The organism is Paenibacillus sp. LT-B23 (genome assembly GCF_059417685.1).
This window is the reverse complement of the sequence record NZ_JBSQBM010000009.1, coordinates 162,417-177,145: the sequence shown is the minus strand read 5'-3', so window position 1 is coordinate 177,145 and position 14,729 is coordinate 162,417. Positions and strand designations below refer to the sequence as shown.

General features: G+C 48.7%; 13 protein-coding genes. 4 read left to right on the top strand and 9 right to left on the bottom strand.

The window, feature by feature from the left end:
- Positions 1–24 precede the first annotated feature (24 nt).
- Positions 25–918, top strand: coding sequence for an AraC family transcriptional regulator (locus tag ACWXW9_RS13430; RefSeq protein WP_494929795.1), 894 nt, complete (start codon positions 25–27; stop codon positions 916–918).
- Positions 919–1,027: 109 nt separating this feature from the next.
- On the opposite strand, the gene ACWXW9_RS13425 is transcribed toward ACWXW9_RS13430, so the two are convergent.
- The 3 genes from ACWXW9_RS13425 to ACWXW9_RS13415 all read right to left on the bottom strand — a co-directional run bounded on the left by ACWXW9_RS13425 (position 1,028) and on the right by ACWXW9_RS13415 (position 4,267).
- Entirely contained in the window at positions 1,028–2,326 is a 1,299-nt protein-coding gene (locus ACWXW9_RS13425) for an ABC transporter substrate-binding protein (RefSeq protein ID WP_494929794.1), read from the bottom strand.
- A gap of 222 nt (positions 2,327–2,548) precedes the next feature.
- Positions 2,549–3,385 (bottom strand): carbohydrate ABC transporter permease, encoded by an 837-nt coding sequence (locus tag ACWXW9_RS13420; protein WP_137061417.1) that lies wholly within the window; start codon positions 3,383–3,385, stop codon positions 2,549–2,551.
- Entirely contained in the window at positions 3,386–4,267 is an 882-nt protein-coding gene (locus ACWXW9_RS13415; protein ID WP_044646534.1) for a carbohydrate ABC transporter permease, read from the bottom strand.
- Between the two features lie 208 nt (positions 4,268–4,475).
- On the opposite strand from ACWXW9_RS13415, the gene ACWXW9_RS13410 reads away from it, so the two are divergent.
- Together ACWXW9_RS13410 and ACWXW9_RS13405 are read left to right on the top strand one after the other, a co-directional pair.
- The gene (locus tag ACWXW9_RS13410) at positions 4,476–6,290 is read left to right on the top strand and encodes a sensor histidine kinase (protein ID WP_494929793.1); all 1,815 of its coding nucleotides are present in this window, start codon (positions 4,476–4,478) and stop codon (positions 6,288–6,290) included.
- A 6-nt stretch (positions 6,291–6,296) separates the two neighbouring features.
- On the top strand, positions 6,297–7,958 hold the full coding sequence (locus tag ACWXW9_RS13405; RefSeq protein ID WP_494929792.1) for a response regulator: 1,662 nt from the start codon (positions 6,297–6,299) through the stop codon (positions 7,956–7,958).
- Here the strand turns inward: ACWXW9_RS13405 and ACWXW9_RS13400 are convergent.
- From ACWXW9_RS13400 to ACWXW9_RS13390, 3 genes are all read right to left on the bottom strand, one after another.
- Entirely contained in the window at positions 7,888–8,475 is a 588-nt protein-coding gene (locus ACWXW9_RS13400) for a GNAT family N-acetyltransferase (protein ID WP_494929791.1), read from the bottom strand. The two genes, ACWXW9_RS13405 and ACWXW9_RS13400, sit on opposite strands and share 71 nt — an antisense overlap.
- Before the next feature lie 110 nt (positions 8,476–8,585).
- Positions 8,586–9,710 (bottom strand): NADH-dependent flavin oxidoreductase, encoded by a 1,125-nt coding sequence (locus tag ACWXW9_RS13395; protein WP_494929790.1) that lies wholly within the window; start codon positions 9,708–9,710, stop codon positions 8,586–8,588.
- Between the two features lie 244 nt (positions 9,711–9,954).
- A complete protein-coding gene (locus ACWXW9_RS13390) occupies positions 9,955–10,902 on the bottom strand; it encodes a bile acid:sodium symporter family protein (protein ID WP_494929789.1) in 948 nt (315 codons plus the stop codon).
- A gap of 210 nt (positions 10,903–11,112) precedes the next feature.
- On the opposite strand from ACWXW9_RS13390, the gene ACWXW9_RS13385 reads away from it, so the two are divergent.
- On the top strand, positions 11,113–11,868 hold the full coding sequence (locus ACWXW9_RS13385; RefSeq protein WP_494929788.1) for a TspO-related membrane protein: 756 nt from the start codon (positions 11,113–11,115) through the stop codon (positions 11,866–11,868).
- Between the two features lie 90 nt (positions 11,869–11,958).
- Here ACWXW9_RS13385 and ACWXW9_RS13380 read toward each other — a convergent pair whose 3' ends face one another.
- The 3 genes from ACWXW9_RS13380 to ACWXW9_RS13370 form a co-directional block, all read right to left on the bottom strand.
- The gene (locus ACWXW9_RS13380) at positions 11,959–12,339 is read right to left on the bottom strand and encodes a RidA family protein (protein WP_014279543.1); all 381 of its coding nucleotides are present in this window, start codon (positions 12,337–12,339) and stop codon (positions 11,959–11,961) included.
- A gap of 73 nt (positions 12,340–12,412) precedes the next feature.
- A complete protein-coding gene (locus tag ACWXW9_RS13375) occupies positions 12,413–13,123 on the bottom strand; it encodes an oxidoreductase (protein ID WP_494929787.1) in 711 nt (236 codons plus the stop codon).
- Positions 13,124–13,177: 54 nt separating this feature from the next.
- Positions 13,178–14,623 (bottom strand): ATP-binding protein, encoded by a 1,446-nt coding sequence (locus ACWXW9_RS13370; RefSeq protein ID WP_494929786.1) that lies wholly within the window; start codon positions 14,621–14,623, stop codon positions 13,178–13,180.
- Positions 14,624–14,729: the final 106 nt, after the last annotated feature.

The following is a 14,729-nucleotide window of genomic DNA, read 5'->3' as shown; positions in this document are numbered from 1 at the left end:
CATCACTCGGAAAGGACTTCTATAATGTCTAAACAATTGCACGAGACTATTTTCTATCCGGATGCTTCATTTCCATACATTATGTACACTGCTAACGCTCTAAAAATTATCCCTGAAGGTAGAGGTTTCAACGATTTACACTGGCACGAAGAACTACAAATTACTTTAGTAACTAAAGGAAAACTAACTATACAAGTTAATGGAATTGACCATGAATTAGAAGCAGGCCAGGCCATTTTAATTAATAAGGGAGTCCTACATGTTACTACACACCTAACACATAACGGCCAATACGTGAGTTTTAATTTTCCTGAGAAGCTGCTGGCCTTTTATGCGGATAGTGCGATGGAAAAAAATTATGTACTGCCTTTTACAAACTCTCTCTTATTATCGCTAGTAATCAAAGGGGATGTTGAATGGCAAACTAAAGTACTGGAAATGCTTTGGGATATGAAAATAAGATTTGATACAAAAAAAAGCTGGGGATGGGAATATGAGGTTTCTATCAAAACTGTACAATTATGGTTCACCTTAATTTCTAACATTTCGCTTTCTTCTGAGGAAGCACCTAAATACTTAAAGCTGCAACAAGAAAGACTTCAATTAATGCTCAGCTTCATCCATCAAAACTACCCCAATAATATAACACTGCAAGAGATTGCTGATACAGCGCATCTAAGTGTTTCGGAATGTACTCGTAGTTTTAAGAGAACAATTCATATGACACCTTACGACTACTTAATTAAGTACCGTATCAAGAAAGGCAGTGAGTTATTAATTTCAACAGATTATACAATAACTGAAATAGCCCACAGGGTTGGATTCAACCATGTAAATCACTTCATTCAGTCTTTTAAAAAACATCATCATATAACACCCAAAAATTTCCGGAAATTTAGAAATAAAATCAATGATTAGGAGTTAAGTGCTGGTTCTGTATCGGAAAGCTTAAAATAAATAAAGCCTGTCGAGTTAACTTCGACAGGCAACGGAACATGGATTGGATGAGTCCTCGGTTTCGTTCCAACTATTTGGTCTTCAAATTATCCCACGTGCTCTGGAAATCCTCGAACAGCTTCCCGGCATCCGATTTACCCGCCACATAGGCTTGCATCTGACTGCCGAATTCCTGCTGCGCTCCTTCAGGATAGCGGCTAAAGAACCAGCCCAGCAGCTTGTTTTCCTGACTGTATTTCACCACTTCGGCACCCAATTGGCCCATATCGGCCTCTGACCCTTTAATGCTCTTGAACGCCGGAATGAATTTGAATTCCTTGGTGATATACTTTTTACCCTGCTCGGATGTCACCATCCAGTTTAAAAACTCCTTCGCCTCAGCTTTGACAGATGAATTTTTGTTAACTACCCAGTTGTTGGCGACTCCTACAAACAGCTTATCTCCGGCTGCGGCGTCTTCACCAATCGGCATAGGCAGAATACCCAGATTCAGCTTTGGATTAATCCCGTCAATTTGTACTTGGGTCCAATTCCCTTGCTGCATCATGGCGGCCGTGCCCGTAGCAAAATTCGTGACCTGAGTATTGTAATCCGTCGTCAGCGGCTTGGAATTGCCGTACTTGAGCGTCAGATCGAACAACTTAATCCACTCTGCGAATACAGCGTTACCCGGGATTTTCGCTGTTCCATCATTCAGTCCCTTCACAAAAGCTGACGGGTCCGGCTGATTGGCAAATGCCACGTTCAGCAAATGATTCCCCAGCACCCAAAACTCCTGGTATCCATTAGAAAAAGGGGTAATGCCTGCGGCTTGGAGCTTTTGGGCAGCCCCTTCCAGCTCGGACAGCGTTTTGGGTGTCTCGGTAATGCCCGCTTTCTTGAATAAATCCTTGTTATAAATAAAGCCGTAGCCCTCCAGATTCATCGGCTGACCGTACAGCTTGCCGTCCTTGCTCATGGGCTCCTTGGCGACATCGACCACGTCACCGACCCAAGGCTGGTCAGACAGGTCCTCCAAATACTCCAGCCACGTATCCAGCTCCCGGTAGCCTCCTACGTTAAAAATATCCGGTTGCTCCCCGGAGGCAAACTTCGCCTTCAAGGCAGCCCCATAGTCGCTACCTCCGCCCACGGTCTGAATATCGAGCTTGATTCCCGGATGGGACGCTTCATATTCCGCCTTCATGCGATTGAGTGCCTCTGCAATTTCCACTTTGAACTGAAAAATATGAATCGTCTTTTCCTTGGCTTCCTCTTTTCCTGCATTTTGTTCACCGCCGCTACTGTTACAGCCTGCCAGAACAAGTGCAAAAGCAGCGAGAAGCAGAATCAGAGTTTGGGCTTTCTTTTTAAAAGTATGCGTTTTCATATTCATGTTCCTTTCTATTTTAAATTTCAAATAAGATGAACTCGAAAAATTCATATGGAAACGGAGCAAACGGAATGGTGCTGAACAAGCGATAGCGCTCGCCTTTGTCTCTAGATTCCCACCTTTATCCGTTTATTCAGGGGAATCTGGAGGCAACAGCGATGGTAAGTACCATCCGTTTGCGGAGTGGCACACCATGAACATTTTCAGTTCATCCCACACTCATCCCTTGACTGAGCCTGCCATAATACCTTGAATAATATATTTTTGCATGGCCAGAAAGAACACGATCACTGGCAAGATGCCTAGTACCAGTGCGGGCAATGCCAAATCCCACTGCTTGGTGTATTGCCCGAAAAAGGCATAGGTCGCAATTGGAATCGTTCGCAGCTCCGCCTTTTGCAGCACAAGAGAAGGCAGCAGATAGTCATTCCAGATCCAGAGTGTATTCAAAATAATAACCGTTACCATCATCGGCAGCATCAACGGATATACAATGCGGAAAAACACACCGTAAGGCGTACAGCCGTCTACCGTAGCCGCCTCCTCCACCTCAACCGGTACGCCTTTAACAAACCCGTGAAAGAGAAAGATGGACATCGGCGCTCCGAATCCCAAATAACAGATAACCAGACCACTGATGCTGTTCATTAAATCCAGCGTACTAACCACCTTGACCAAAGGAATCATCACGGATTGAAAAGGAATGACCATGGCAGCCACAAACAGGGTGAACAACACCCGGTTATAACGCGTCGGATGCCGGACCATCCGGTAAGCAGCCATCGAGCTGATCAGTGCGAGCGACAGATTACTGACCACCGTAACCACGAGTGAATTCCATAAGGCCTCGGGAAAACGTGTAATGCTCCATGCTCTGACATAGTTACTCCATACAAACGTTTGCGGCCAGGCTGCCGAATCGGTGAGCAGATCACCAAAGCTTTTGACCGAATTGACGAATAAAAAATAAAACGGAACGAGGAAGATCAAAGCGACGAGTATCATCACCAGCTCGGTCACCCATGTTCCAGCACGGTAACGCTTGCTTGTTTCCATTTACGCCTCCACCTCCCGGCTTTTCGTCAAACGCACCTGAAGGCTCGTAACAAGCGCAACAATGATAAAGAATATGAGTGCCTTGGCCGTTCCCAGCCCATAACGATTATTCACAAACGCCTCGTTATAAATATTAAGTGCGACCGACTCTGTGGAACCGAAGGGCCCCCCTTTGGTCAGTGACAAATTGAGATCGAACATTTTAAACGACCACGAGATCGCCAGGAAAAGACATACCGTAACGGCAGGCATGATCAAGGGCAGTATAATTGACCTTAATATTTGCATCCGACTCGCTCCGTCAATTTCGGCTGCCTCCAGCATATCCCGAGGTACATTGGTCAGGGAAGAGATGTAGATAACCATCAAATATCCGGCGGTTTGCCAGATAAACACGATCACAATCCCCCAGAAAGCCGTGATCTCATCTCCCAGCCAGGGCAGATTGAAGAAAGACAAGTCCGTACTCTCTCCAATCGCTGCAAATCCTTTGACAAAAATAAACTGCCATATAAATCCCAGCAACAGCCCTCCAATCACATTGGGCATGAAAAAAATAGTCCTCAGCACATTTTTGGTCTTCAGCGGCTTGGTTAAAAAATACGCCAGCAGAAAACCAATCATATTCGCAGCCACTACTCCAATCACCGTAAAACGGACCGTAAACCAGAACGCTGTCCTAAACTTGTCATCATCCAGTAAAATGTGACTGAAATTATCCAATCCGACCCACTTTGCCTGATTAGCAACTCCATTCCACTCAGTAAAAGAATAGTACATTCCCAGCATGAAAGGGATTACAATAATGATAACGAAAAATAACGTCGACGGCCCTACGAAGATCCATTGCTGGAGCCATTGCGACGATTTGGCGCGGTTCAAGCCGATCCCCTCCTTTGTTGTCTGTTGGTGTCTGAAGCGCTCCTTACGGCTTCCTCATCAAGCAGCATGGACGCTTTGACCATATGATTTGCGGTTCACATGTTCATTATGTCGAATAAGCGCTCTGGAGAACACGCAAGATCGTGAACCATTCAGGGGGAAAATATTGACCTCCGGCTTGCCTTGAATCGTGAAAGGAGCTATCCGCATGAAATTCCATAGCATTCGTTCTCGTCTGATCTGGTTTCTGTTAATTGCGGTCACTCTGCCGCTGCTGCTGTCGATGACCATGACCTTCATTCTTACCAAGCAATCCTTGCGAGAGCAGGCCACACAAGAAAATGAACGGCTTATTTTTCAGGGAATTACGAATCTGGATAACTATTTACAGGCATTGAACCGCGCGTCCATTGGAGTCTATAATGATCCTCATTTCCTGCGCAATCTGGCTAAAATTCCGGATGATTACCGGGCCGTCGCCGAAATTTACACCACGCTGCAAACGATGATGAATGCTTCGTCAGGCATCGACCAGGTGTATTTGCACTCTTTTGAGGCCAGGCAATCTACGCTGATTACCAGCACGGTCCCTCTACGGGAATTCCGGCTGGCCCCCTTTCCCGGCTCTATTCATTACGGCTCTTCCGGATTGTTTATTCAGCCTTCACATACGAAGCATTTGTACGGCTTTTCGGCGGTTTCCTATGCGGAGCACAACACACAGCGACAGGTATTCACACTCCATCGGGCGATTCGGAACATTCCTTCCTCAGAGACGCTTGGGGTACTTGCTATGGATGTTCGTCTGGAGCCGCTGCGCAGCATTTGCCGTCAATTGTACGATGCAGATACAGAGGAACTGTTTTTGATCGACCGGAACGGAACGATCATATATAGTGGACAGGAAGCGTTGATTGGAACACACTGGAAGGAATCCGGTCTGATTAATCGAATTTCTAAAGAAGGCGAGCATGGAGTCATTGAAGACGATACGGCATTGCAGGTGTATGGCAAGCTGGATGCCAACCTGTCAGGCTGGACGATCGTCAAGAAAATCCCTAATCGCACGCTTTATTTACGGGCCACTCGCCTAACCCAGATCAATGCAGTCATTACAGGCGCTGCATTGCTGCTCGTCATTGTCGCCACCTTGTGGATTTCCATCAAAATCACGGAGCCCATCAAACGACTGACCCGCTACATAAACCAGATTCAGTCCGGTCAACTGGATGTAGACATCCGGGCCATGAGCAATGATGAGATCGGAGTGCTGTCACGCCGTTTCAGACAGATGATGGATACCATCAACAACCTCATTTTACGGGAATACAAGCTCGAACTGGCGAACAAGACACATCAATTGAAAGCGCTTCAAGCACAGATTAATCCTCATTTTTTATACAATACGCTACAATCTATCGGAACGCTGGCTCTACAGCATGAGGTGCCGCGAATCTATTCTCTGCTCTCTTCTCTTGCCAAAATGCTGCGCTATAACATGCGGGATCATACAGTCGTTACACTCAAGGAAGAGGCCGAGCACGTAAAGCAATATCTCGATTTGCAAAAAGAACGCTTTGGCGAGCAATTAGAGGTTACTTACCAGTGGGCAGATGGAGTCCTGGATGACCAGGTGCCCAAAATGATTCTCCAGCCATTAGTGGAAAATTATTTTAAACACGGTGCTGATCCACGGCTGGGACATGGTGAGATTCGAATTGCAGGCTGCCGGATTCGGGAAGGAATCGTGAAGATAACAGTGGAAAATAACGGAACTCCCATTCCGCAGGCTGAGTTGGAGCAGCTCCAGCATATACTGAAACGTCCGCTGAAAGCCTATGAGGAACCGAACACTGGCGAGTCGGATTCCATCGGACTCCGTAATGTGCTGCTGCGCATCCAGCTTCACTCCGAAGATGGCTCTAACACCCTGTATGTAGACAATATTCTGCCTCATGGCGTTCGTTATACTCTCGAAATTCGTACCGAAGCTCATACCGAAATTCATATTAAGGGAGAGTGACCTGTCATGAAAGTGCTGATTGTGGATGATGAAAAGCATGTGCGCCATGCCATTCGGATGCTTGTACATTGGGAAGCTTGCGGCGTGACCGAGGTCATTGAAGCCGAGTCGGGCGATCAGGCGATTGAGGTCATCACCGCCTTTTCGCCACCTGTTGTACTCACGGATATGCGGATGCCAGGCAAGGACGGGGTGGCCCTGATGGAGTGGATTCAGGTGAATTCCCCCGCGACCAGAGTCGTGGTGGTCAGCGGCTATGACGATTTTGAGCTGGTCCGGCAGGTCATCCGTCGGGGAGGCATGGACTATATTCTCAAGCCTGTGGACCCGGTGGAGATTAACGAGGCATTAACCAAAGCCACTCAAGCCTGGCAGACAGCGGAGCAAGACCGGAACAGGCACACGATGCAGGCCATTGAGGTGAACCGGATGAGGCCGCACTATGCCGACAAGCTCCTGACCGAGCTGGTGTCCGGCACGGCGAATACCCATCTTTCCATCACGCCTTTACGTGAGGAACTGCATCTTCCTGCGGATATTCATATGTGCAATGCAGCGGTGATGAGCACCACTCAACTGGATGCCGATATGCTGGACAAATATAAGACGCGGCACACGCTTCTGGGCTTTTCCCTGATTAACATCTGTACCGAGTTTCTCGGGAATTCCCAGACCGGGATTGCGTTCCGCCATCTGGAGCGTATGGACGAAATTATTCTGCTGTATTGGGGCGAACCGTCCCGCTGGCCGCTGCTCTTGCAGGATATACACACAGGGATAAGAACGGCGTTGCGGTGCTATATGCATATTGGAATCGGCTCTTTCGGTGCCTTTCCCGTGGCGGCGGCCACAGCCTACCAGGAAGCGCGGCAAGCATTGTGGAAACGGGATGTGCTGCAAGCCGCCGACTGGCTGCACCATAGCTCTCTTGCACGGCAAGCCGTACGTCTTCCCCAGCTTCCCGAGATGGAGGAGGAGCTGCGGCTTAGTGCGCTTAGCTGCAACGCCAGTCGTATAGCTGCGGCGGCAGGAGGCTGGATAGCAGCCGTAGCCGAGCTACCTTCGGTTACGGCAGAGCAACTGGTCGGCTGGAATCAGGAGCTGGACTGGATGCTGGCTCGCTGGCTGAATGACAGACCCGGAGATGCCGCAGGCGAGGAACTGGCAGACGAGCACAGCTCCATCCCTGCCCTGCCGATCGACAACCGGGGCTTGCTATCCCTGCCCCTATGGCAGAAGCAGGTTGAAAACCGACTGCTTGCAGCCGGGCAGGCCCTTACACCAAGCCATAGCCCAAGCAATCCTGTTATCCGTGATATTGCCCGCTATCTGGACGCTCATTACGATGAGGACATTTCCCTACAGGATATGGCGAGCCGTTTTTACCTCAGTCGGGAATATATCTCTCGTAAATTCAAGCAGGAATACGGCGTTAATCTGTCCGAGTATCTATGTCGGATCAGGATGGACAAAGCGAAGCTGCTGCTGTTAAACGACAAGCTACGCCTTCATCATATTGCCGGTATGGTTGGTTATCAGGACGAAAAATATTTTGGCAAGGTATTCAAAAAACTGGAGGGCATCACGCCCGGCGAGTTCAGAAAACGCCATTCTGTAGATCCTCAGCCGTTAACGCATATAGCACATGGTCTTCCCAGACACCATTAATCTTCAAATAGGATATAGCCAGCCCTTCCCGGCGAAATCCGGCCTTTTCCATCACTCGATTGGATGGCGTATTTCTCGGCATAACCCCGGCCTGTATACGGTGCAATCCCAATTCATTGATGGCGTAACGTACAATATCCTTTACTGCTGAGGTGGCGTAGCCTTGTCCGTGATGTGCAGGATCTACGAAGTACCCCAGATTCGCATTTTGAAAAGGGCCTCTGGCTACGCCCGATAGCTCCATTCTGCCGATAAGCTTATCATTTTCCGGCAAAAAAAGTCCAAACGTATATCCCTGCCCGGCTCGCGCAGCCTCAAGGCCGATGGAAATCAGGCGGGCCTGTTCTTCCAGCGTAAAGTAAATTTCAGGCCGTTCCGGCTCAAATGGCTTAAGAAAATCAAAATTTTCGCGTCTAATCTCCAATAATCGTTCTGCATCACTTACTTGTAAAAGCCGAATCTGTAGCCCCGGATGGGTGGAAGTGATCAAACTTGCGCCATTGGATTCATTTAACATTGTCATTTCCCTTCTTTCTCTGTTTTTCGTATGCATGTATTTACAGGGCAGAAAAATACCCCAGGTGCATGAAAGCAACCCAGGGTATCCTCATCCATTTCATTCGAGATTTAGTCCGTAACAGGCATCCAGCCAGGCACCGTCGTCAACGCACCCCACAGGTAGTCCGGAATGACCAGCTCCTGTTGAGCTTGCTTGGACAATGTCGTGCGGATCGTATCTTCAGTGCCGTGTTGCACCTTCTGAACCCATTGCGGTTCCATCAAAAGCGGACGTCCCAGTGAAACCAGCGGTACACCTGTCTCCAGTGCGCCGAGAGCTTCGTCAGGCGTATTCAGCGAGCCAACGCCCATGACAGGCACACGGTCGCCCACCTTTTCATGAATGATAACGGTACGAGATTGTTCTGCACTACGATCACGAATGGACCCGCCGAAGAAATGATTGACGGAAATGTGCAGGTAATCCAGACCTTGATCTGCCAAGCGGTCAACGAGCACCAACGTATCGTCCAGTGTAATGCCCGGCGTGGTTCCTTCTTCGGGAGACAAGCGATATCCAAAAATGAAAGGCTGCTTCGCATGCTCTGCGATCACTTTCTTCACTTCATGAACAACCGCCAGCGGGAAGGTCAAGCGTTTCTCAAGGCTGCCCCCCCACTCATCGGTACGAAGGTTGGAATGCGGGGAGAAGAACTGCTGTACCAGATATCCATTCGCTCCGTGAAGCTCCACGCCGTCATAGCCCGCTTCAATCGCACGGCGAGTCGCTTCGCCATAGGCACGGATAACACGGTGAATATCGTCGGTGGTCATTTCACGCGGCACAGGTGCGCCTTCTTTTTCCTCAGCCACCGCGCTTGCGCTGATCGGCTGTCCGTCCGGTATCTGATCCGGTGGGCACAAACGACCGCCATGATAAATTTGCAGAATCGCTTTTGCGCCCTCCTGATGAATCGTGTCAGCTAGACGGCGCAGGCTCGGAATCATTTCATCCTTGTCCGCACCAAACTCATTTACAAAGCCTTTACCATCTGGAGTCACGTACACGCAAGCGGTAATGACCGCACCTACACCGCCGGAACGTTCACGGTAGTAAGCCAACTCCTGATCACTGACTTCACCATTTTCATGAGACGCAAAGTTAGTCATCGGTGCCATCGTAATACGGTTTTTCAACGTAACGCCAGATGGCAGAGTAAAAGCTTCAAATAGCGGTTTATATTTCGGATTCATTTCGGTACTCTCTCCTTTAATGTAAGTCAGATCAAAACGAATATGGGCTGTTACCATGATGCCAAAAACGAATTCAAGGCAACTTTACTCTTATGAAGCATGTGTAATATTGCTTACCTAAATACAGTGGTTATAACAACCACAGTATAATGATCCGCTCATATAAAGTCAAATAAAACCCTTCTGATCCTCCCTAAACCATTCGGTGAGCCTGTACAATTCCAAGTGCCTGACAGCGTTTTAGCTATCTCCCTGCTGTGCTGTCCTTTTCTTCCCGACGGGAAAACCAGGTCGCAAGCAGCGAGCCGGAAATATTGTGCCACACGCTGAAAATCGCACTCGGCACAGCGGCAATCGGATTAAAATGAGCCGCTGCCAGCGCAGCGCCCAGCCCGGAATTTTGCATCCCTGTTTCCAACGTAACGGCTTTGCGTTTGGACAGATTCATTCCGAACAGCTTGGCAAACCAATACCCGAGCAGGAACCCGATGCCGTTATGCAAAATCACCACAGCAAAAATAATCGGGCCGGTTTCCAAAATCTTGCCTCTGCTGCCTGCGACTACAATAGCCACGATCAGCACAATAGCCAGCGTCGATACAAGCGGCAGTGCCTTGACACTTGCTTCAGCCTGTTTACGGAACAGCGATTTGACGATAACCCCCAGCACAATCGGTACAATAACCACGACAAGAATATCCATAATCAGCGACTTTGCATCAATATTCATCCACCGTCCAGCAAGCAGGCTGATCATGACCGGAGTTGCCAGTGGCGCGATCAGCGTCGACACCGAAGCAATGGATACTCCCAGCGCCACGTCGCCTTTTGATAAAAGGGTCATCACGTTGGACGCGGTGCCGCTCGGGCAACACCCTACCAAAATAACACCAACAGCAATATCTGGGGGTAGCTGCAATACCAGCGCTAACGCAAAAGCCAAAAACGGCATGATCAGATAATGCCCGACTACCCCAATAGCCACATCAACCGGACGCCGGAATACTTCACGAAAATCAGCCGAGGAAAGCGTCAGCCCCATACCGAACATCACGATGCCAAGGAATAGCTGTATGTATCCTTTCAGTCCTGTAAACGCCGCAGGAAAGAAAAATCCCAGACATGCAAATAAAATTACCCAGATCGAAAAGGTTCCTCCTACGAACTTTCCCGCTTTTTCCAAACCATTCATCCCTCTTGTCTCCTTACTTCTAGTGGTTAAAATTTTTATCATTGGACTACATATGACAGCATATACATACACCTTTTAATAAAATATTTGTAGCATGAAACTTTTCCCGGCAAGGACATATTTGGTAGAAAAGTGGGTATATTCATATTAGAAGATGGTGACCAGTCGGTCATTCCACGGTTCATCATTTATTGAGGAGGAGATGCCCCTATGTCACGAACCCATCCATTCAAGTGGTGGAATATCATTGCATTTATTGCTGTCATCGTTGTTAACATTCTGGCTTCCACACTTCCCATCGGCGGAAGAAGCACTGCTGCCGTATCCAATATGTATCCTACCCTGCTAACACCTGCGGGTTATGCCTTTTCCATCTGGTCGGTTATCTACTTGCTGCTTGCCTGCTTTGTTGTGTATCAGGCCACATCGGCAGGACAAACCAAGACGAGCGTTCGGTCTATCGGTTTTTTCTTTATTTTAAGCTGTATCTTCAACATGATCTGGATTTTTTTGTGGCAGTATGTATATGTAGAGTTGTGTGTGATCGTCATTATCCTGTACTTGCTCTCTCTGGCTGTCGTATATGTACGCTCTCGTACACCGCAACCAACCCTCGGGGAAATGTGGTTCGTCAAGCTGCCGTTCAGTCTGAACCTTGGCTGGGTATCCGTCGCTACCATCATCAATATCGCGGTGGCACTGGAAAAGAACGAGTGGAACGGCTGGGGACTCAGCGATACCACATGGGCGATCATCGTCCTGTTCATTGGTACCGTGCTTGCTATCATGGTCAGCTTTCCATATCGTGACAGCATTTATCCACTTGTGTTCGTGTGGGCTTATGTCGCCATCGCCATCAAACATCCGGACAATGAAAACGTGCGGCTGGCTGCATTCATTCTGGCCGCAATCATTCTGGTGTACTCGCTGTGGCTGTTCTTTGCCCGTAACCGGGAACGGGACTAAAAGAATCACATTACACATACCGTACGCATAAAAAGAACTTCCATTTCCAACTCAAGTGTGGATTTTGGAAGTTCTTTTGTATTCCTTAGCCTATTCGCCCTTCAAGGCGATAACTTCAATCTCCACCAGTGCATCCTTCGGCAGACGAGCTACCTCCACCGCACTACGAGCCGGATACGGTTGTTCGAAGAAAGAGCTGTATACTTCATTTACGCTGACAAAGTCGTTCATATCTTTCAGGAATACGGTCGCTTTCACGACTTGGTTCAGGCTGCTTCCTGCCGCTTCCAGAATAGCTTGTACGTTGCTCAAGGACAGACGAGCCTGCTCCTGTACATCTTTACCGAACTCACCTGTTGCCGGATTCAGTCCAAGCTGTCCTGAGGTGTAAATAAAACCGCCCGCCTCTACAGCTTGGCTATAGGGTCCGATAGCGCCAGGCGCTTTTTCAGTAGCAATTGTTTTTTTCATATGGGTTGAATGCTCCTTCCTGATACTGGTTCTCCGTATTATAGCATGGGAAGTCCAAAGCCACTATTCCGCATTAATGACTGTTACGCTCTGTCCCTGAATCACCCTCACCAGGTGTCAGCTCAGCTCCGATGACCCGAATGATATCATTCGGATAAATATGTACGCCGCTCGCATGCGCGAGAGCGATTCGTACCATAGCCCGCGCGATCACCGAAGCCGGGATGGCACGGTAGGAAGCCAGTTTACCCGTCATCACGCCATCCAGTGCCTTCATGACGACAGCAGCCGCGGCCTCGCCAAAACGACGTTCCGGCCTCGTGCCCAAAATCAGCGACGGACGAAACAAATGCAACGCAGGCAATCCAATAGCGGCAAGCGCCTCCTCAGCCTCTCCCTTTGTACGGTTGTAAAACACGTGCGAATCCGGGTCCGCCCCCATCGAGGAGATGGCGAGCATCTGCACCGCACCGGCCTCTTTGCCCAACCGGGCGGTCAGAACCGGATAGTCCAGATCCACCTGACGAAACTGCTCCTTGGAGCCAGCCTTTTTCATCGTCGTCCCGAGGCAGCAAAAAACATCATCAACCCCTTCGAAGGCGGATGCCGCTTCCTGCGACTGCTCCCAGTCGATGAGTGCCTGTTCCAGCTTGGGATGCTTGATTTCCAGCGCACGTCTGCCCACAACCATGACGCGGCTGTATTCCTTTTGCACCAGCAGCTCCCGTACAACATAACCCCCGACAAGCCCCGTTGCACCCACAACGACCGCTTTACGCTCCACGATAGACCTCCTTATGCCTGTAACCTGTAACGCACCTGCTCCTGCACTTGTTTACTAGGCTAATTTAAACGGCTGTTCGCCCGCCTCCCTGCTTTCAGACGGACACATGGGCAGATACAGGGAAAAAGTGCTTCCCTTGCCCTCCTCGCTCTCCAAACGTATAAAACCGCCCAACAAGCGGGATAAATCACGGCTGATCGATAGTCCCAGCCCGGTTCCTCCATATTTGCGGTTAATGGAACCGTTCGCCTGCTGGAATGCCTCAAAAATAACATGCTGCTGGAGCTTGGAAATACCGATGCCCGTGTCTTTTACCGCAATTACAACCCAATCTCCCTCCTGCCCCTTTCGTTCCAGATGCTGTGTGCTGATCTCCAGCAATACACGTCCCTCATGAGTGAACTTAAAAGCATTAGATAACAAGTTGCGCAAAATTTGCTGTACACGTTTGGGATCGGATCGAATTTCATCCGGTATATCGCCATGCTCGTTCAAGCTGAATTCAAGCTTCTTGTCCTTGGCAGTGACTTCAAAATGCATCATCATCACCTGCGCAATCTCGCGCACGCTGACCGGCTCACTGACAATTTCCATCCGCCCCGCCTCGACTTTGGACAAGTCCAGAATGTCATTGATCAACTGGAGTAAATCATGCCCCGAAGCATAGATCAGCTCGCTATACTGGTAAAGCTCGTCCTCATCCAGTTCTTTTCCCTGCTCGTTGATGATCTGCGCCAGATTAATAATGCTATTAAGTGGTGTACGCAGCTCATGCGACATCGTTGCCATAAAATCCGATTTATATTGGGAAGCCACCATTAACTGTCTGGCCCGTTCTTCCAAAATGATTTTCGTCTTCTGTAACTCATCACGCTGCTCTGATAATAGCTGATTCGCCTGCTTAATCTGATAATTACGCATCTGCTCCATCTGAAAATCACGTAAAATCAGCGCAAATAAAAAGCTGAGTACAATGCCAATAGGCAAAGTAAGAGGAACAACCTCCGCCACATAATAGCGCCATGGAATAACGCCTAGAAAGGCAATATTCAACGTATTTACGATATTAACTGCTAAAATAGTCACCGATGCCTTAATAATCAGACGGCAGGTGGAACGGCGCATCCAGTAGTTCAATCCGGCGCACAGCACGCCCAGAATGCTCATATTCAGAAAGCCGACCCACGCCGCCATATTCACACCGAAGGTAAATCTTGTAAGCCCGATCGCTACCCCGATAATAATAAGCGTATAGGAGCGGGGATACACCAACGCCGCGATAATCAACGGCACAAAGCGCAGGTCAAAAATAACCGTCTCACTAAAGTTAAAACCGAAGCAAGAGCTAACCCATCCGCCAAATACCACCAGCAATACCGAGCTGATATATTTAAATCGCGAAGAGGTACGACTCAACCCATATTTATAAATCACGTTCGCCACATAGGCAACGGCAATCAGCATCCCCAGATTCATTAGAAACATCATTGAAAATTGCATGGACTCACACTCCCATAGCGCGAAAAATTGGATGCCAGGCCTATGCTGACCGCTTTTGCTTTTCTCGTATATCATAACATGAAGCTTCAGCTTTCGACATGTCAAA

Excerpts from the sequence above, each read along its gene's own strand:
- ACWXW9_RS13385 (WP_494929788.1), top strand. The coding sequence starts at position 11,113 with ATGTCACGAACCCATCCATTCAAGTGGTGGAATATCATTGCATTTATT.
- ACWXW9_RS13420 (WP_137061417.1), bottom strand. The coding sequence starts at position 3,385 with ATGGAAACAAGCAAGCGTTACCGTGCTGGAACATGGGTGACCGAGCTG.
- ACWXW9_RS13430 (WP_494929795.1), top strand. The coding sequence starts at position 25 with ATGTCTAAACAATTGCACGAGACTATTTTCTATCCGGATGCTTCATTT.
- ACWXW9_RS13425 (WP_494929794.1), bottom strand. The coding sequence starts at position 2,326 with ATGAAAACGCATACTTTTAAAAAGAAAGCCCAAACTCTGATTCTGCTT.
- ACWXW9_RS13380 (WP_014279543.1), bottom strand. The coding sequence starts at position 12,339 with ATGAAAAAAACAATTGCTACTGAAAAAGCGCCTGGCGCTATCGGACCC.
- ACWXW9_RS13370 (WP_494929786.1), bottom strand. The coding sequence starts at position 14,623 with ATGCAATTTTCAATGATGTTTCTAATGAATCTGGGGATGCTGATTGCC.
- ACWXW9_RS13395 (WP_494929790.1), bottom strand. The coding sequence starts at position 9,710 with ATGAATCCGAAATATAAACCGCTATTTGAAGCTTTTACTCTGCCATCT.
- ACWXW9_RS13405 (WP_494929792.1), top strand. The coding sequence starts at position 6,297 with ATGAAAGTGCTGATTGTGGATGATGAAAAGCATGTGCGCCATGCCATT.
- ACWXW9_RS13390 (WP_494929789.1), bottom strand. The coding sequence starts at position 10,902 with ATGAATGGTTTGGAAAAAGCGGGAAAGTTCGTAGGAGGAACCTTTTCG.
- ACWXW9_RS13410 (WP_494929793.1), top strand. The coding sequence starts at position 4,476 with ATGAAATTCCATAGCATTCGTTCTCGTCTGATCTGGTTTCTGTTAATT.
- ACWXW9_RS13400 (WP_494929791.1), bottom strand. The coding sequence starts at position 8,475 with ATGTTAAATGAATCCAATGGCGCAAGTTTGATCACTTCCACCCATCCG.